Origin of the sequence: Leclercia sp. LTM14 (genome assembly GCF_023736175.1) — a bacterium.
Lineage (GTDB): Bacteria > Pseudomonadota > Gammaproteobacteria > Enterobacterales > Enterobacteriaceae > Enterobacter > Enterobacter barmai.
Map to the genome: position 1 here is coordinate 111,985 of NZ_JAIKTT010000013.1, position 17,675 is coordinate 129,659.

Below are 17,675 nucleotides of genomic sequence, written 5' to 3' on the forward strand. Positions count from 1 at the left end.
TTTTTTTATATCAGCACTTCACTGTAGCGGTCGCGATACTCTTTCGGCGTGGTGTCATACTCTTTTTTAAACACCGAATAGAAATATTGCAGCGATGGATAACCGCACATCTGCGAAATCTCGTTAATAGACAGCGACGTCGAAATCAGCAGGCTGCGGGCTTTTTCCAGTTTCTCCGCATGAATAACCGCATGAATCGTCTCCCCCACCTCTTCTTTAAAGCGCTTCTCCAGGTTTGAACGAGAAATGCCTACCGCATCCAGCACCTGATCCACTTTGATGCCTTTGCAGGCGTGGTTACGAATGTAATGCATCGCCTGAATGACGGCCGGATCGTTCAGCGAACGGTAATCGGTTGAGCGCCGCTCCACAACGCGGACCGGCGGCACCAGCAGACGCTGCAGGGGCAGATTTTCGTTATCCAGCAGTCGGTGCAGCAGCTTGGCTGCCTGATAGCCCATCTGACGTGTTCCCTGGGCTACGGACGACAGCGCCACGCGTGACAGGTAGCGGGTGAGCTCTTCATTATCGATCCCAATGACGCACAACTTTTCCGGCACCGGGATATGCAGATGTTCGCATACCTGCAGCACGTGACGGGCACGGGCATCGGTCACGGCGATAATACCGGTCTGCGGCGGCAGGGTTTGCAACCAGTCGGCGAGACGATTCTGCGCGTGTTGCCAGTTTTCCGGTGCCGTTTCCAGCCCCTGATAAACCACGCCGCGATACTTCTCCTTTGCCACCAGCTGGCAGAAGGCATACTCCCGTTCCGCAGCCCAGCGTTTACCGCTGGACGCGGGCAGGCCATAAAAGGCGAAGCGGTGAACCCCTTTTTCTTTGAGATGAAGAAACGCGCTCTCTACCAGGGCATGGTTGTCGGTCGCGATATAGTGAACGGCAGGGTAGTTATCCGGCTTATGGTAAGAGCCGCCGACGCCGACGATAGGGACGTCGACATCGACCAGCATTTGCTGGATAACGGCGTCGTCAAAATCCGCAATGACGCCGTCGCCCAGCCAGTCTTTGATATTTTCGATTCGCGTGCGGAAATCTTCTTCGACGAAAATATCCCACTCGGATTGCGACGCCTGCAAATATTCTCCAACGCCTTCGACTACCTGGCGGTCGTAAGCTTTGTTGGCATTGAATAACAACGTAATGCGGTGACGCTTCTCAAACATGGCGCTATTTTTCCAGAATCAGTGACAGATGATAGAGCATCCTCAGGCGCGCCGTTTGGTTGCGGAATCCATCCATACCGCCAGCAGCAAAATGGCACCCTTGACGATATATTGCCAGAATGTCGGGACGTCCATCATACTCATTCCGTTATCCAGCGACGCCATTATAAATGCCCCCATGACCGCCCCGGCGACGCTGCCGATCCCCCCGGCAAGACTGGTTCCGCCGATGACGCAGGCGGCGATGGCGTCGAGTTCGGCAATATTCCCGGCAGACGGTGAACCCGCACCCAGACGCGAGCTTAAGATCAGACCCGCCACGGCAACCATCAGGCCATTGATAGCAAAGACAGCCAGCTTGGTGCGTTCAACATTGATACCGGACAGACGTGCGGCTTCGAGGTTGCCCCCAATGGCATAGATCCGACGACCAAAGGCGGTGCGGGTAGCCATAAACATTCCCGCCAGCAGCAGCAGAACCAGCAGCAGTACCGGGGTCGGCACGCCACGGTAGTCATTCAGCAGCCAGATCGCGCCGAGGACAATTATCGCCGTTAACGCCTGACGCCCGACGACAGAGGTGGACGGTGTAGTCGCTAAGCCTAACGTCTGACGGCGCAGTCTGCCGCGCCACTGCCAGGCGACAAATGCCATCAGGCCAATCGCGCCCAGGGTAAAACCGACGCCGCCGGAGAGATAACTCTGACCAATCTGCGACATGGATGCGCTGGTAGGAGAGACGGTGGTACCGTTGGTGATGCCGATCAGGATGCCGCGGAAGGCCAGCATCCCCGCCAGCGTGACGATAAACGACGGCACCTTGCGGTAGGCCACCCACCAGCCGTTCCAGGTGCCGAGCAGTAAACCAAGCAGCAAGGTGACTACGATAGTCAGCGGTAGCGGCCAGCCCAGCCAGACGTCGAAAATCGCCGCCACGCCGCCAAGCAAGCCCATCATCGAGCCCACGGAGAGGTCGATTTCCGCAGAGATAATCACAAACACCATCCCGACCGCCAGAATGCCGGTAATGGCGGTTTGGCGCAGCAGGTTGGAGACGTTACGCGCGCTGAGGTAAGAGCCATCGGTCATCCAGGTGAAGAACAGCATGATCGCCACAATGGCGGCAATCATGACGAATACCTGCAGATTGAGCGATTTCAGCCCGGAAAACAGGCCCGGCGCGGGTGCCGTAACCTTTAACTCAGAGGGGTTGCTTTTCGACATGGCGTTCGCTCCTTAGTGCGGCTTCCATCACCTGTTCCTGCGTCAGGTTCTGGTTTATCAGGTTGGCTTTCAGTTTTCCTTCGTGCATCACCAGGACCCGGTCGCTCAGACCCAGCACTTCGGGCAGCTCCGAGGAGATGACAATCACGGCGATACCCTGCTGGACCAGCTGGTTGATCAGCTTATAGATTTCATATTTGGCACCGATATCGATCCCGCGGGTGGGTTCATCGAGGATCAGGATGCGCGGATTGAGCAGCAGGCAGCGGGCGAGGATCGCCTTCTGCTGATTACCACCGCTCAGACGCCCAATCGCCAGCTCCGGCGAGGACGTTTTGACTTTCAGCCGCTGTAAAGACTGCAGAATGCAGTGCTGTTCCGCAGCGTCATCGAGGCTGCTCAGCTTGCCGCTGAACTGATCTAAGGCGGCAAGGGTGATATTTTTGCCCACCGCCATGACCGGCACGATGCCATCTTTTTTCCTGTCTTCCGGCACCATCGCGATCCCCTGGGCAATGGCCTGCTGACAGTTTTTAATCTCAACCGGCTTGCCATCAATAAAGATGCTGCCTTCCCAGCGACCGGGCCAGACGCCGAACAGGCACTGTACGGCCTCGGTGCGTCCGGCACCGACCAGCCCGGCAACGCCAAGGATTTCCCCGCGATGCAGCGAGAAGGAGACGTCATTCACCCGTTTGATATGGCGATTCACCGGGTGCCAGGCGGTAAGATGCTCCACGCGCAGCACCTCTTCCCCCAGGGTATGAGGCTCATTCGGGTAGAGGGCGGTGAGCTCACGTCCCACCATCATGGTGATAATGTCGTCCTCGCTCATCCCTTGCGCTTCGCGGGTGCCGATATGCTGCCCGTCGCGAATGACGCACACCGTGTCCGAAATCGCTTTTACTTCGTTGAGCTTGTGCGAGATATAAATGCAGGCAATCCCGTGGTGTTGCAGGTCACGAATGATGTCCAGCAATACCGCGGTTTCCTGTTCCGTCAGCGAGGCTGTCGGTTCATCAAGGATCAGCAGGCGCACCTGCTTGTTCAGCGCTTTGGCGATCTCCACCAGCTGCTGCTGCCCCAGACCTAAATCGCCCACCCTGGTATCGGGGGAGATCGCCAGGCTCACCTGCGCCAGCAGCTTTTCACAGCGCAGGGTCATGGTGTCGTAATCCAGCACGCCATGACGGGCGATCTCCGCGCCGAGGAAGATATTCTCCAGCACGGTCAGATGCTTCACCAGCGCCAGCTCCTGATGAATGATGGCGATCCCTTTGCGCTCGGTGTCGCGAATGTGCGTGGCCTGCAGCGTTTCGCCGGAAAAAACAATCTCACCCTCGTAGCTGCCGTGAGGATAGATGCCGCACAGCACCTTCATTAGGGTGGATTTGCCCGAGCCATTTTCGCCGCACAGCGACACGATCTCGCCGGGGTTTAAGCGCAGGCTGACGTTGTCGACGGCTTTCACCGCGCCAAACGCTTTGGTGATACTTTTCATTTCAAGTAAATAAGACATAACTGCCCCGCATGACCCGGTGAAAACGGTACAAGTCGATGCGCCCCCGCAAAGCGGGGGCGATAATGGATTACAGTTCGCTCTTTTTGTGAAAACCGTCTTTCACAACGGTGGCGTCAATGTTCTCTTTATTGACTTCGATAGGGGTGAGCAGACGGGATGGTACATCCTTCAGGCCATTGTTTAAGCTGGCGTCTGCTTTAGGCTGTTGGCCATTGCCCAGCTCAACGGCAATTTCCGCCGCGGTGGTGGCAAGTTCGGTGATCGGCTTATACACGGTCATGGTCTGAGTGCCCGCCACGATGCGTTTCACCCCGGCCAGGTCTGCATCCTGCCCGGAGATCGCCACTTTTCCGGCCAGCCCCTGGGCGCTGAGTGCCTGAATGGCGCCGCCAGCGGTTGCATCGTTAGAAGCCACCACGGCATCGATTTTGTTATTGTTGGCGGTTAAGGCGTTTTCCATAATTTTCAATGCGTTTTCAGGTAACCAGCCGTCCGCCCACTGGTCGCCAACGATCTTGATTTTGCCCTCATCAACATAGGGCTTCAGCACCTTCATCTGTCCGGCGCGGAAGAGTTTGGCGTTGTTGTCTACCGGTGAGCCACCCATCAGGAAGTAATTACCCTGCGGCACTTTTGCGACCAGGCTTTGCGCCTGTAATTCACCGACTTTTTCATTGTCGAAGGAAATATAATAATCGATATCCGCATTATTAATCATGCGGTCATAGGCCAGCACTTTAATGCCTTCTTGTTTGGCCTCTTTTACCACGTTACTTAAAACCTGGCCGTTATAGGGAATAATAACCAGCACATCGACGCCGCGGTTTATCATATTTTCGATTTGCGACATCTGCGTTTCTTCATTGCCATTGGCAGATTGTACAAAAACTTTTGCACCTAATGCCTCTGCCTTATTGACAAAAATATCGCGATCTTTTTGCCAGCGCTCCAGACGGAGGTCATCAATCGCCATGCCGATTTTGACTTCTTTTGCATGACTCGCCGTACTCGCCAGCAGCAGCGATGCACAAAGAGTGAGGCACAGGTTCTTTATCTTCATAATTGTATTGCCTTTTTGTAGGGTTAGGTTGCTGAGATAAAAGAAACAATCATTGCAAGAGACGTAGCAAATTCTTAACGGGGAATGGCAGGCTGGCAATTACAGATTTTTATCTTCTCGTTATGATATTTGGTTTATTTTCGAATTTATGACCGCGATCGAATTTTAAATTACATAACTTCTTAATTACACATGATTATGGAATTTGCGCTGTGAAATTCGTTTGTCCGCAAATTGATTTTGCGAGCCAGCGCACGTTTGTGCATTCTCTCAATAGCAGTGTGAAATAACGTAATTGAGCAACCTGCGATCACTATTCACTATTACTCCAGTATCTACTTTTCGCCGCACCCCTGATTATGGAGCTCAATATGCAAGCTTATTTCGATCAACTCGAGCGCGTTCGTTATGAAGGCCCGAAATCCTCTAATCCTTTAGCGTTTCGTCATTACAACCCGGACGAGCTGGTGCTGGGCAAGCGCATGGAAGATCACCTGCGTTTCGCTGCCTGCTACTGGCACACCTTCTGCTGGAACGGTGCCGACATGTTTGGCGTGGGCTCGTTCGACCGTCCATGGCAGCAGCCAGGCGAAGCGCTGGAGCTGGCGAAGCGTAAAGCGGATGTCGCCTTTGAGTTCTTCCATAAGCTGAACGTGCCTTACTACTGTTTCCACGACGTGGACGTCTCACCGGAAGGCGCATCGCTGAAAGAGTACCTGAATAACTTTGCGCAAATGGTCGATGTGCTGGGCGAAAAACAGCAGCAGAGCGGCGTGAAGCTGCTGTGGGGTACCGCCAACTGCTTTACCCATCCACGCTATGGCGCAGGCGCTGCCACTAACCCGGACCCGGAAGTGTTCAGCTGGGCGGCCACCCAGGTGGTGACGGCGATGAACGCCACCCACAAGCTGGGCGGGGAAAACTACGTGCTGTGGGGCGGGCGTGAAGGTTACGAAACGCTGCTGAACACCGACTTGCGCCAGGAGCGTGAGCAGATTGGCCGCTTCATGCAGATGGTGGTGGAGCATAAACACAAGATCGGTTTCCAGGGCACGCTGCTGATCGAGCCGAAACCGCAGGAGCCGACCAAGCATCAGTACGACTACGACGTGGCGACGGTGTACGGCTTCCTGAAGCAGTTCGGGCTGGAAAAAGAGATCAAAGTGAATATCGAAGCCAACCACGCGACCCTGGCTGGTCACTCGTTCCATCACGAGATCGCCTCCGCTATCGCGCTGGGCATTTTCGGCTCCGTGGATGCCAACCGCGGCGATCCGCAGCTGGGCTGGGATACCGACCAGTTCCCGGTCAGCGTGGAAGAGAATGCGCTGGTGATGTACGAAATTATCAAAGCGGGCGGCTTTACCACCGGTGGCCTGAACTTTGACGCCAAAGTGCGCCGTCAGAGTACCGATAAGTACGATCTCTTCTATGGTCATATTGGGGCCATGGACACCATGGCGCTGTCGCTGAAAGTGGCTGCCCGCATGATTGAAGATGGCGAGCTGGATAAGCGCGTAGCGAAACGCTACGGCGGCTGGAACAGTGAGCTGGGCCAGCAAATTTTGAAAGGCCAGTTATCGCTTACCGAGCTGGCGAAGTACGCTGAACAGCATAACCTGGCGCCGCAGCACCAGAGCGGTCATCAGGAGCTGCTGGAAAACCTGGTGAATCATTACCTGTTTGATAAGTGACAGGTATTGCCGGGCGGCGCTTCGCTTGCCCGGCCTACATTTTTTAAGGAGCCCAGGGCATGTATATCGGGATCGATCTTGGCACGTCGGGTGTGAAAGCCATTCTGTTAAATGAACAGGGCGAGGTGCTGGCAACGCAAACAGAAAAACTGCACGTTTCACGGCCACATCCGCTCTGGTCTGAACAGGATCCTGAAGCCTGGTGGCTGGCCACGGATCGCGCCCTGAAAGCGCTTGGCGAGAAACACTCCCTGCGCGAAGTGAAAGCGCTGGGGATTGCCGGACAGATGCATGGCGCCACGCTGCTGGATAAGGACAACCGCGTCCTGCGCCCGGCGATTCTATGGAACGATGGCCGCTGCGCTGAAGAGTGCGCCCTGCTGGAAGAGCGGGTGCCGACCTCGCGTGAGATCACCGGCAACCTGATGATGCCGGGCTTTACCGCCCCGAAATTGCTGTGGGTCCAGCGTCATGAACCCGAGATTTTTAGCCAGGTGGCGAAGGTGCTGCTGCCAAAAGATTATCTGCGTCTGCGTATCACCGGCGAGTACGCCAGCGATATGTCCGATGCCGCAGGCACGATGTGGCTCGACGTGGCAAAACGCGACTGGAGCGAGACAATGCTCGAAGCCTGCCATCTCACCCGCGACCATATGCCCGCGCTGTTCGAAGGCTGTGAGCAGACCGGCGCGCTGCTGCCGTCGGTGGCTGAACAGTGGAATATGCCCGCCGTTCCGGTCGTGGCCGGTGGCGGAGATAACGCTGCGGGCGCGGTTGGCGTGGGTATGGCCGATGCCGGACAGGCGATGCTCTCGCTGGGCACCTCCGGCGTCTATTTCGCCGTGAGCGACGGCTATCGCAGTAATCCTGACAGCGCGGTACACAGCTTCTGCCATGCGTTACCGGGGAAATGGCATCTGATGTCGGTGATGCTCAGCGCGGCGTCGTGTCTGGACTGGGCGGCGAAGCTGACCGGGCTAGAGAGCGTGCCGGCTCTGCTCGATGCCGCACAGCAGGCCGATGAAAACGCGGGTACCCTCTGGTTCCTTCCTTATCTTTCCGGCGAGCGCACGCCGCATAACAACCCCCAGGCAAAAGGGGTGTTTTTTGGCTTAACCCATCAGCACGGCCCGGCCGAACTGGCGCGCGCCGTCCTCGAAGGGGTGGGCTATGCGTTGGCCGATGGCATGGATGTGGTGCATGAGTGCGGGCTACAGCCGACCAGCATTACGCTGATTGGCGGGGGGGCACGCAGCCCTTACTGGCGGCAGATGCTCGCGGATATCAGCGGGCAGAAGCTGGATTACCGTACCGGCGGGGATGTCGGGCCTGCGCTGGGAGCTGCACGTCTGGCGCAGATTGCGATGAATCCGGGTAAGCCGCTGTCAGAGCTGTTGCCACAGCTGGCGCTGGAACAGCAGCACACCCCGGACCCCGTCAGGCATGCTCGCTATGCCGAACGTCGCGAAGTGTTCCGCAAGATCTATCAGCAGCTTCTGCCACTGATGTCGTGAAACTGCGCCGGGTGGCGGCTTCGCCTTACCCGGCCTACGATCGTTGCTTGCGCGGCAAGCGAAGTTTTGTAGGCCCGTGCAAGCGAAGCGCCGCCGGGCAAACAAGCCGCATCTAACTGACAAACCTGCGCGTATCAATCCGCTGTAGCAGCATCGACAGCAGCAGGCTAACCGCCACCGTGATCGAGAAGATCCAGACGATATCCAGCAGCGGCCAGCTTTTTAACTCCACGCCACGGGTGCGCAGGGCGTGGATCACCAGCGCATGAAATCCGTAGATCCCAAGCGAGTTACGTGAAATTAACCCCAGCAGCGGCAGGGGGCGTGTATTAAGCGTGTTTTTCACCAGCGTAAAGAGTGCAACGGCACAGATAAAGACCATCGGACCGCAGTAGAGGTACCAGGTATCGGCGAAGGTGCCGCGCCACTGCAGTTCGTGCAGCGTACCGCGGGAGATAACGGCGACCGCGGCAATAAACAGGGCGGCGCAAAGAACATTCATCCAGCGTCTGCGGGTATCCATCATGCCCAGCGCGCGGCCCAGCATGCCGTACAGCACGTAATAAAAGGTGTCGCCGTTGATATAGAGATTGATCGGTAGCCACTCAAATCCGCCAATTTTTTGCGAGACCGTGTTGGGATTCGCCACGATGCCGATAACGATCATTAGCGCCAACAGCATTTTGCCGCTCGCGCTTTTTACCTGCAGCAGCGGGGAGAGCAGGTAAATGACGATGATGGCGAAGAAAAACCACAGGTGATAGAACACCGGTTTTTGCAGCAGGTATTTCAGCGACAGCTCGCTGTTAATGGACGTGAACAGCACGATATAGAGAAACGCCACGGTGCTGTAAAACAGCAGACAGAGGCCGATGCGTAAAAAGTGGCGCGGCTGCGCGCTCCGTTCGCCAAAAAAGAGATAGCCGGAGATCATGAAAAACAGCGGTACGCTCACACGCGAGGCAGAGTTGAGAACGTTGGCAACATCCCAGTTAACGAGGCTGATGCTCGGGGCATTAGTAATGTACCAGGTGGTGGTATGGATCATTACCACCATCAAACAGGCGATCCCCCGCAAATTATCAATCCAGTTAATTTTGTCCTGCATCCATCCCTCTGTTTACGCATTAAAAAGAGTCTGACCGTGATATTGATTCAGACGCTCGTTGGAAAATTCTGAGTTTGCATCGTCCTGCTTGTGCCGGAACGGTGAGATTCGCAGAATGCCGGGCCATACTCTATAAAGTTTAGATATTAAAAATAACAGCCACAGCACAGGGCGGTAATATAAATGATGATACGCGCGATGTTGCTTCTGCTTCCGGCGTTACTGGCCGGTTGCGCGGCTCAGGAGACGTCCCCGGCGCAAAAAGCGCAAACCAAAAAAGTCAGTCCGGTGCGTTCGCTGGATATGGAACAGCTGTGTAAGGATCGGGCGGCTCAGCGCTACAATACCGGCGCGCAAAAGATAGACGTCACCGCCTTCGAGCAGTTTCAGGGCAGCTATGAAATGCAGGGCTTTACTGCCCGCAATGAGAGTTTCATCTGTTCTTTCGACGCAGACGGCCATTTTTTACACCTTTCGATGCGCTAATAGCGCCGCGTAACGAGCTGGCTGCGTCTGCAGGGCGCTGTCAGCTATGCTTATTTCCCAATTTTCCCTAAACAACCCCGTTTCGTACTGTATATCTTGCACTCAGCGGGTATACTGAACCCTTCCATTTAAAACCACACGTATCCAGCACGAAATCCTATGCAAAAGTTTGATACTAAGACCTTCCAGGGCCTGATCCTGACCTTACAGGATTACTGGGCTCGCCAGGGCTGCACCATCGTTCAACCATTGGACATGGAAGTGGGCGCCGGCACCTCACACCCGATGACCAGCCTGCGTGCACTGGGGCCAGAGCCGATGGCAACCGCCTATGTACAGCCATCCCGCCGCCCGACCGATGGTCGCTACGGTGAAAACCCGAACCGCTTACAGCACTACTATCAGTTCCAGGTGGTGATTAAGCCGTCTCCGGACAATATTCAGGAGCTGTACCTCGGGTCGCTGAAAGAGCTGGGTATGGATCCGACCATTCACGACATTCGTTTCGTGGAAGATAACTGGGAAAACCCGACGCTGGGTGCCTGGGGTCTGGGTTGGGAAGTGTGGCTGAACGGTATGGAAGTGACGCAGTTCACCTACTTCCAGCAGGTTGGCGGTCTTGAATGTAAACCGATCACCGGTGAAATCACCTACGGTCTGGAACGTCTGGCCATGTACATTCAGGGCGTAGACAGCGTTTACGACCTGGTCTGGAGCGACGGCCCGCTGGGTAAAACCACCTACGGCGACGTGTTCCATCAGAACGAAGTGGAGCAATCCACCTATAACTTCGAATACGCGGACGTGGACTTCCTGTTCACCTGCTTCGAGCAGTACGAGAAAGAGGCCCAGCAGCTGCTGGCGCTGGAAACTCCGCTGCCGCTGCCAGCCTACGAGCGTATTCTGAAGGCCGCCCACAGCTTCAACCTGCTGGACGCCCGTAAAGCGATCTCCGTCACTGAACGTCAGCGCTACATTCTGCGTATTCGTACCCTGACCAAAGCCGTTGCAGAAGCTTACTACGCGTCCCGTGAAGCCCTTGGTTTCCCGATGTGCAACCGAAACAAATAAGAGGCGGCCATGTCTGATAAAACTTTCCTGGTGGAAATCGGCACCGAAGAGCTGCCACCAAAAGCCCTGCGCAGCCTGGCGGAATCCTTTGCTGCGAACGTCACCGCGGAGCTGGACAATGCTGGCCTCGCACACGGCAAAATTGAGTGGTTTGCTGCTCCGCGTCGTCTGGCGCTGAAAGTGGCAAATCTGGCCGCTTCCCAGCCCGATCGCGAAGTAGAAAAGCGCGGCCCGGCGATTGCCCAGGCGTTTGACGCTGAAGGCAAACCGAGCAAAGCGGCAGAAGGCTGGGCACGTGGCTGCGGGATCACCGTTGACCAGGCCGAGCGTCTGACCACCGACAAAGGCGAATGGCTGCTCTATCGCGCCCACGTGAAAGGCGAAAGCGCAGAAGCGCTGCTGCCGAACATGATCGCCACGTCGCTGGCGAAGCTGCCAATTCCAAAACTGATGCGCTGGGGCGCAAGCGACGTGCACTTCGTGCGTCCGGTTCACACCGTGACCCTGCTGCTGGGTGATACCGTTATTCCTGCCACCATTCTGGGTGTCGCATCCGATCGCGTGATCCGCGGCCACCGCTTTATGGGCGAGCCGGAGTTCACCATCGATAACGCCGATCAGTACCCTGAAATCCTGCTGGAACGCGGTAAAGTCATTGCTGACTACGAACAGCGTAAAGCCCGTATTAAAGCGGACGCGGAAGAAGCGGCACGTAAGATTGGCGGTAACGCTGACCTGAGCGACAGCCTGCTGGAAGAAGTGACCTCGCTGGTGGAATGGCCAGTGGTCCTGACCGCGAAGTTCGAAGAGAAATTCCTCGCCGTTCCGGCCGAAGCGCTGGTTCACACCATGAAGGGCGACCAGAAGTACTTCCCGGTTTACGCCAACGACGGCAAGCTGCTGCCGAACTTCATCTTCGTGGCGAACATCGAATCCAAAGATCCGATCCAGATCATCTCCGGTAACGAGAAAGTGGTTCGCCCGCGTCTGGCGGATGCGGAGTTCTTCTTTAATACCGACCGTAAAAAACGCCTGGAAGATCACCTCCCACGCCTGCAAACCGTGCTGTTCCAGCAACAGCTGGGAACGCTGCGCGACAAGACCGATCGTATCGCGGAGCTGTCCGGCTGGATCGCCCGTGAAATCGGGGCTGACGTTAACCACGCTACCCGCGCGGGCCTGCTCTCCAAGTGCGACCTGATGACCAACATGGTGTTCGAATTTACCGACACCCAGGGCGTGATGGGCATGCACTACGCGCGCCACGATGGCGAAGCGGAAGACGTTGCCGTGGCCCTGAATGAGCAGTATCAGCCGCGCTTTGCCGGTGACGATCTGCCGTCCAACCCGGTTGCCTGTGCGGTGGCGATTGCCGATAAGATGGACACCCTGGCGGGTATCTTCGGTATCGGACAGCATCCGAAAGGCGATAAAGACCCGTTCGCGCTGCGTCGTGCTGCGCTGGGCGTGCTGCGTATCATCGTTGAGAAGAACCTGAACCTGGATCTGCAGACCCTGACTGAAGAAGCGGTGCGTCTGTACGGTGAGAAGCTGACCAACGCCAAGGTGGTGGATGACGTCATCGACTTTATGCTGGGCCGTTTCCGTGCCTGGTATCAGGACGAAGGCTATACCGTCGACACCATTCAGGCCGTTCTGGCGCGTCGTCCGACCCGTCCGGCAGACTTCGATGCACGTATGAAGGCGGTGTCCCACTTCCGTACCCTGGAAGCGGCATCGGCGCTGGCTGCGGCCAACAAGCGTGTCTCCAACATCCTGGCCAAGTCCGATGAGAAGCTGAACGAGCGCGTTAACGCCGCGACGCTGAAAGAGCCGGAAGAGATCGCCCTGGCGATGCAGGTTGTGGTGCTGCGCGACAAGCTGGAGCCGGTCTTCGCGGAAGGTCGCTACCAGGAAGCGCTGGTGGAACTGGCCGAACTGCGTGATGTCATCGACGCCTTCTTCGAGAAAGTGATGGTAAACGTAGAGGATAAAGATCTGCGTATTAACCGTCTCTCCATGCTCGAAAAACTGCGCGAGCTGTTCCTGCGCGTGGCGGATATTTCGCTGCTGCAGTAAGGTGCGAATGCCCGGCGGCGCTATGCCTGCACGGGCCTACAGATGCTAAAACCCGCTTCGGCGGGTTTTTTTATGGTTGAAACGGTCAATAAAAAACCGTTATTCTGGTCCCCGTTAACTTTCTCCCCCTGGAGCGCCCCCCAAAAATGAACAACCACGACTGATGAATTTCGATCCTTGCTAAACGCCACCGCGTCGGCAGGGGATGTTTTGATTTCATTCAGGAGTGCTTATGGCTCATTTTGCGCAGTCCCCTTCTTTTATTTTGCATCAGGTCACCTGCCAGTTTCCGACAGGCGATACCCTTTTTGGTCCGCTGAATTTATCACTTGAGCCGGCGCTGTGCGCCTGGTGGGCCGTAACGGCAGCGGCAAGACCCGTCTCCTGCGTCTGCTGGCCAGTCTGGACACACCCGCCAGCGGCCATATCGAACGCTTCGGCACGCACAGCTATGTGGCGCAACAGCACGATATCTCCCCGCACACCACGCTGGCGCAACTGCTTGGCTACGAGGCTATCTTCGCGGCCCGCAAACGCATCGACAGCGGGGAGTATCTGCCCGAGGATCTGGAGTGTCTGGACGGTTACTGGGACTTAGCCGAACGGCTGAGCGAGGCATTTATCAGGGCCGGGCTTCCGGCGTTTGAGCCCGACAGGCTGGCCTCTGAACTGAGCGGCGGCGAGCGGGTTCGCGCCCTGCTGTGCGGCGCGTTTACGGCGAACGCGGATTATCTTTTGCTGGATGAGCCCACCAACCACCTCGACCGGCAGGGGCGGGCGTGGTTTTACGCCCAGCTTGCCCGCCAGACCGGCGGCGTGCTGATCGCCTCACACGATCGTGAGCTGCTGAGTCAGGTGCCGCGCATTCTGGAACTCAGCGCGTCCGGTTTGCACAGTTACGGCGGAAATTACGCGGACTATCAGCGCCAGCGGAATGCGGAGCAGCAGGCTGCCCGTGCGGCGCTGGAGCATGCAGCGACCGAGCGTAAACGCACCCGCGCACGTCAGCAAAAGGAGCATGACGACAGCCTGCGCCGTTCGGCGAAAACCCTGCGCACGGTCGACACGCTCAATATCGCCTCCTTTGAGCGCGTCAAATATAAAGGGGCGGCAAAGGAGCGCCCGGGCGCATGGCGCAAACAGCATCATGACCAGCAGGATGCGCTGAACGCGGCGGTTAACCAGGCGCGGGATCGGGTGGAGGAGGATAACCCGGTGATGTTTACCCTGCCGGGCAGCCAGGTGGCAGAGGGCAAGCAGGTGCTGGTGCTTGAAGAGATGTTGCTGCCGCACGTCACGATGGCGCCGCTCAACTGGCGTATGAATGGGCCGATGCGGGTGGCGTTGCGCGGGCCGAACGGCTGCGGGAAATCCACCCTGCTGAAAGCGATCCTCGGCGAATGCGAGCCCATTGCCGGTTCCTGCCGGGTGTCGGTCAACGTGGCCTATCTCGACCAGCATTTATCCCAGCTGGATCTGTCGCAATCTGTTATCTCCCATCTCAATCTGCATAACACGCCGCTGGAGGAGGGGGTGCTGCGCAGCCGCCTGGCTCAGCTTCAACTGGGTGCCGATCGGGTTACGCTTCCGCTCTCAGCCCTCAGCGGCGGCGAGCGCTTAAAAGCGGCGTTAGCCTGCGTGCTGTGGCGGGAAGAGGCGACGCAGCTCCTGCTGCTCGATGAACCCACCAATCACCTGGATCTGGCCTCCACAACGGCTATCGAGGCGGCGCTGGCAGGCTTTGCAGGCGCACTGCTGGTGGTGTCCCATGACGAGGCTTTTCTGGATGGCTTGAAGCTGACGCATGAACTGGTGTGGCTGGACGGGGAGTGGCGCGGTGAAAGACGGTAAACACAAACCCCCGCAAATGCGGGGGCTAAATCAAAACTATTCAGTCAACTGCTTGCGGAGTGCCGGGTTAGCCTGAATCAGACTCATCAGCTTCAGCTCGGTCATGGAGGGCTTCACTCTTTTCGATTCCCACTCCTGAACCATCGCTACGCTGACACCCATTGCTCGGGCGAAATCATCAGTTTTCATCCCTGTCCCTTTGCGTAAGCGCTCAAATTCCGTAAAGGGGTTAGACTTTTGCTTAAGGGCAACCGTCTGCGGTACATCTTTAAAAACAATCTGCTCCAGACTGCTTAACAGATCGAACATAGGATCTTTTAATTCCATTGAGAACTCCTCTTAAATCACACTGCGGGATCGTGAACATAGAGAGCAATTTAAGAATAGTCGCTAAAACTCACAGGAGATCGTAACGTGCGTGATTAATTGTCAGAGATACGTTTCGCTGGCGGGTTTTTCGAAGCGATTAACTATGCTAATGACTTGATTATTCAGTAGCGCCATAGCACCAGGTATTTTTTTGTAAATCGTAAGAATTTATATGGCAATAGTCGTTTTACATGAAAAGAGTATCTTGCCGGCCTGACCTGGACTATTCTTGTCACCGTTGGGCACGCGTGTGCCGGTGTGCGCTTTTTTGGGTGAAAGGAGTAATAACAATGGCGACAGGAAAGCCCTGCTCTCGCTGGTTTGCGCCGCTTGCGGCGTTGTTAATGGTAGTGAGCCTGAGTGGGTGTTTCGATAAGGAAGGCGATCAACGCAAAGCGTTTATCGATTTCCTGCAAAATACTGCGATGCGCAGCGGCGAGCGTTTGCCAACGTTGACTGCGGATCAGAAAAAACAGTTTGGTCCCTTCGTTTCTGACTATGCGATTTTGTATGGCTATTCACAGCAGGTGAATCAGGCGATGGACGCCGGTCTGCGTCCGGTGGTGGACAGCGTGAATGCGATTCGCGTGCCGCAGGATTATGTGACCCAGCGTGAGCCGCTGAGCCAGTCAAACGGCGCACTGGGTGTGCTGGGCCAGCAGCTGCAAAACGCCAAAATGCAGGCTGATGGCGCGCACTCCGCGCTGAAGCAGGGCGACGATCTGAAACCTGTGTTCGACAAAGTGTATGACAAGGTCGTGACCAAACCTGCCGATGCGCTGCAGCCGCTGATTCCGGCCGCGCAGATCTTCACGCAGCAGCTGGTGCAGGTGGCGGACTTTATTTCGCAGCAAGGCACCCAGGTGAGCTTTGTCTCTAACGGCATTCAGTTCCCGACCTCGCAGCAGGCCAGCCAGTACAATGCGCTGATTGGGCCGCTGGCAGCGCAGCACCAGGCGTTCAGCCAGGCGTGGGGCGCGGCGATGGCCGCCACGGAATAACGTCAGACGTCCAGATTGCATGAATAAAAACCCCGCTGAAAAGCGGGTTTTTTATGTTCTCAGAAAATAAAGCTTGTCTTTGATCCGCTAACTATGTCTTAATACACCCCGTCGGTTTGTTACACAGACCTAAAGCAGTTTAGTAAAGCAGTCCAGATGCGTTATCCTTAGATACCCTTCGTAGTGACCCTTCCTTCATCGCTTAAAAATCTGTAACACATTCCATCATCGCGCCGGAAGGCAAAACAAATTTTTAAAAGGTAATCTCTATGTCTGGTAAAATGACTGGTCTGGTAAAATGGTTCAACGCTGATAAAGGTTTCGGCTTCATCACTCCTGACGATGGCTCAAAAGACGTGTTCGTACACTTCTCTGCTATCCAGAACGATGGCTACAAATCTCTGGACGAAGGTCAGAAAGTTTCCTTCACCATCGAAAGCGGCGCTAAAGGCCCAGCAGCTGGTAACGTTGTAAGCCTGTAAGCTTCCAACTCAGCTAAAAGAATTTAAAAACCCGCCTCTGGCGGGTTTTTTTCGTTCAGGGTTTTGCCTGCGGATTAACGCAGTTTTTATCAACCTTGCCCTGCAGGGCGTCGATCAGATTATCCACCGCACAGGCCGCCATGTTGTAGCGTGTTTCGTGCGTGGCAGAGCCAATGTGCGGCAGCGCCACCACGTTAGGCTGCTTCAGCAGCTCTGAGCTGGCCGGCAGCGGCTCCTGCTCGAACACATCCAGCCCCGCCGCGTGGATCTCGCCGTTTTTCAGCGCCGCAATCAGCGCCTGCTCATCCACTACCGGCCCGCGTCCCGCATTAATAAAGATGGCGGACTTCTTCATCTTCTCAAACTGCGCTTTGCCGATCATATGGTGAGTTTCATCCGTCAGCGGCAGGATCAGGCAGACAAAGTCCGCTTCCTGCAACAGGGTATCCAGGTCACAGTGGCGGGCGTTAAAACGTTCCTCGGCTTCTTTATGCTGGCGGCGCGCGTTATACAGAATCGGCATGTTGAAACCGAAGTGGGCGCGCTGGGCCAGCGCCAGGCCGATGCGGCCCATGCCAACGATACCCAGCGTTTTGCCATGCACGTCGGTGCCGAACCAGTCCGGACCGATGCTTTTGGTCCACTCCCCGGCTTTAACGCGCTCGGCCACTTCCACCACGCGACGCGCGGTGCTGAGCACCAGCGCCATCAGTGTATCCGCCACGGTTTCGGTGAGTACGGTTGGCGTATGCATCAGCACGACATTGCGGGCATTCAGCGCATCGACGTCGAAGTTGTCATAGCCCACCGAAATGGTTGAGGTTGCACGCAGCGCAGGCATTTTCTCCAGCAGCGCGGCATCCACTTTTTCGCTGGAGCCGAGCAGCCCGACAGCATCGGCGAACGCCTCAGCATGCTGCTGCACCGTCTCCGGGCTCAGGTTGTTGACCCGGGTAACGGTGAAATGATCTTCAAGGCGCTGCTGTAACGCATCAGGCAGGGCTTTATACAAAATGACGGACGGCTTCAT

The 17,675-nt window shown here is 56.3% G+C and carries 14 protein-coding genes and 1 pseudogene; 8 read left to right on the forward strand and 7 right to left on the reverse strand.

All coding sequences use genetic code 11. The features are described 5' to 3' along the window. Positions 1-5: 5 nt before the first annotated feature. The 4 genes from xylR to xylF all read right to left on the reverse strand — a co-directional run bounded on the left by xylR (position 6) and on the right by xylF (position 4,990). Positions 6-1,184 carry a D-xylose utilization transcriptional activator XylR gene (gene xylR, locus K5I40_RS21185; protein ID WP_039031153.1) on the reverse strand — a complete coding sequence of 393 codons (1,179 nt, stop codon included), beginning with the start codon at positions 1,182-1,184 and terminating at the stop codon, positions 6-8. Between the two features lie 42 nt (positions 1,185-1,226). Further along, the gene (gene xylH, locus K5I40_RS21190; RefSeq protein WP_223075535.1) at positions 1,227-2,408 is read right to left on the reverse strand and encodes a xylose ABC transporter permease XylH; all 1,182 of its coding nucleotides are present in this window, start codon (positions 2,406-2,408) and stop codon (positions 1,227-1,229) included. Further along, on the reverse strand, positions 2,386-3,927 hold the full coding sequence (locus tag K5I40_RS21195) for a xylose ABC transporter ATP-binding protein (protein WP_138370855.1): 1,542 nt from the start codon (positions 3,925-3,927) through the stop codon (positions 2,386-2,388). The genes xylH and K5I40_RS21195 overlap by 23 nt, the downstream gene beginning before the upstream one ends. Before the next feature lie 70 nt (positions 3,928-3,997). Then, on the reverse strand, positions 3,998-4,990 hold the full coding sequence (xylF, locus tag K5I40_RS21200; RefSeq protein ID WP_039031150.1) for a D-xylose ABC transporter substrate-binding protein: 993 nt from the start codon (positions 4,988-4,990) through the stop codon (positions 3,998-4,000). Between the two features lie 371 nt (positions 4,991-5,361). On the opposite strand from xylF, the gene xylA reads away from it, so the two are divergent. After that, positions 5,362-6,684, forward strand: a complete 1,323-nt coding sequence (gene xylA, locus K5I40_RS21205) for a xylose isomerase (RefSeq protein WP_138370856.1) — start codon at positions 5,362-5,364, stop codon at positions 6,682-6,684. A gap of 59 nt (positions 6,685-6,743) precedes the next feature. After that, positions 6,744-8,198 (forward strand): xylulokinase, encoded by a 1,455-nt coding sequence (gene xylB, locus K5I40_RS21210; RefSeq protein WP_223075536.1) that lies wholly within the window; start codon positions 6,744-6,746, stop codon positions 8,196-8,198. A 112-nt stretch (positions 8,199-8,310) separates the two neighbouring features. On the opposite strand, the gene K5I40_RS21215 is transcribed toward xylB, so the two are convergent. Beyond that, positions 8,311-9,306: an acyltransferase gene (locus K5I40_RS21215; RefSeq protein ID WP_138370858.1), complete on the reverse strand. Its 996-nt coding sequence runs from the start codon at positions 9,304-9,306 to the stop codon at positions 8,311-8,313. 198 nt (positions 9,307-9,504) lie between these two features. On the opposite strand from K5I40_RS21215, the gene K5I40_RS21220 reads away from it, so the two are divergent. The 4 genes and pseudogenes from K5I40_RS21220 (at position 9,505) to K5I40_RS21235 (ending at position 14,793) form a co-directional block, all read left to right on the forward strand. After that, complete coding sequence (locus tag K5I40_RS21220; protein ID WP_375540655.1) at positions 9,505-9,792, forward strand: YsaB family lipoprotein; 288 nt, start codon at positions 9,505-9,507, stop codon at positions 9,790-9,792. A gap of 159 nt (positions 9,793-9,951) precedes the next feature. Beyond that, positions 9,952-10,863: a glycine--tRNA ligase subunit alpha gene (gene glyQ / locus K5I40_RS21225; protein ID WP_003860141.1), complete on the forward strand. Its 912-nt coding sequence runs from the start codon at positions 9,952-9,954 to the stop codon at positions 10,861-10,863. A gap of 9 nt (positions 10,864-10,872) precedes the next feature. After that, entirely contained in the window at positions 10,873-12,942 is a 2,070-nt protein-coding gene (glyS, locus tag K5I40_RS21230) for a glycine--tRNA ligase subunit beta (RefSeq protein ID WP_223075537.1), read from the forward strand. A gap of 232 nt (positions 12,943-13,174) precedes the next feature. Further along, positions 13,175-14,793 (forward strand): annotated as a pseudogene (locus K5I40_RS21235) (ATP-binding cassette domain-containing protein). Between the two features lie 36 nt (positions 14,794-14,829). Here K5I40_RS21235 and K5I40_RS21240 read toward each other — a convergent pair. Then, on the reverse strand, positions 14,830-15,120 hold the full coding sequence (locus tag K5I40_RS21240) for an HTH-type transcriptional regulator (protein WP_039031143.1): 291 nt from the start codon (positions 15,118-15,120) through the stop codon (positions 14,830-14,832). Between the two features lie 332 nt (positions 15,121-15,452). Between K5I40_RS21240 and K5I40_RS21245 the strand changes: the two genes are divergently transcribed. Together K5I40_RS21245 and cspA are read left to right on the forward strand one after the other, a co-directional pair. Then, positions 15,453-16,163: a DUF3053 domain-containing protein gene (locus K5I40_RS21245; protein WP_039031142.1), complete on the forward strand. Its 711-nt coding sequence runs from the start codon at positions 15,453-15,455 to the stop codon at positions 16,161-16,163. A 269-nt stretch (positions 16,164-16,432) separates the two neighbouring features. Beyond that, on the forward strand, positions 16,433-16,645 hold the full coding sequence (cspA, locus tag K5I40_RS21250; protein ID WP_032615822.1) for an RNA chaperone/antiterminator CspA: 213 nt from the start codon (positions 16,433-16,435) through the stop codon (positions 16,643-16,645). A gap of 55 nt (positions 16,646-16,700) precedes the next feature. Here cspA and ghrB read toward each other — a convergent pair whose 3' ends face one another. Further along, positions 16,701-17,675 carry a glyoxylate/hydroxypyruvate reductase GhrB gene (gene ghrB / locus K5I40_RS21255; RefSeq protein ID WP_223075539.1) on the reverse strand — a complete coding sequence of 325 codons (975 nt, stop codon included), beginning with the start codon at positions 17,673-17,675 and terminating at the stop codon, positions 16,701-16,703.

Coding starts and splice junctions, on each gene's coding strand:
- xylR (WP_039031153.1), bottom strand. CDS start 1,184: ATGTTTGAGAAGCGTCACCGCATTACGTTGTTATTCAATGCCAACAAA.
- xylH (WP_223075535.1), bottom strand. CDS start 2,408: ATGTCGAAAAGCAACCCCTCTGAGTTAAAGGTTACGGCACCCGCGCCG.
- K5I40_RS21195 (WP_138370855.1), bottom strand. CDS start 3,927: ATGTCTTATTTACTTGAAATGAAAAGTATCACCAAAGCGTTTGGCGCG.
- xylF (WP_039031150.1), bottom strand. CDS start 4,990: ATGAAGATAAAGAACCTGTGCCTCACTCTTTGTGCATCGCTGCTGCTG.
- xylA (WP_138370856.1), top strand. CDS start 5,362: ATGCAAGCTTATTTCGATCAACTCGAGCGCGTTCGTTATGAAGGCCCG.
- xylB (WP_223075536.1), top strand. CDS start 6,744: ATGTATATCGGGATCGATCTTGGCACGTCGGGTGTGAAAGCCATTCTG.
- K5I40_RS21215 (WP_138370858.1), bottom strand. CDS start 9,306: ATGCAGGACAAAATTAACTGGATTGATAATTTGCGGGGGATCGCCTGT.
- K5I40_RS21220 (WP_375540655.1), top strand. CDS start 9,505: ATGTTGCTTCTGCTTCCGGCGTTACTGGCCGGTTGCGCGGCTCAGGAG.
- glyQ (WP_003860141.1), top strand. CDS start 9,952: ATGCAAAAGTTTGATACTAAGACCTTCCAGGGCCTGATCCTGACCTTA.
- glyS (WP_223075537.1), top strand. CDS start 10,873: ATGTCTGATAAAACTTTCCTGGTGGAAATCGGCACCGAAGAGCTGCCA.
- K5I40_RS21240 (WP_039031143.1), bottom strand. CDS start 15,120: ATGGAATTAAAAGATCCTATGTTCGATCTGTTAAGCAGTCTGGAGCAG.
- K5I40_RS21245 (WP_039031142.1), top strand. CDS start 15,453: ATGGCGACAGGAAAGCCCTGCTCTCGCTGGTTTGCGCCGCTTGCGGCG.
- cspA (WP_032615822.1), top strand. CDS start 16,433: ATGTCTGGTAAAATGACTGGTCTGGTAAAATGGTTCAACGCTGATAAA.
- ghrB (WP_223075539.1), bottom strand. CDS start 17,675: ATGAAGCCGTCCGTCATTTTGTATAAAGCCCTGCCTGATGCGTTACAG.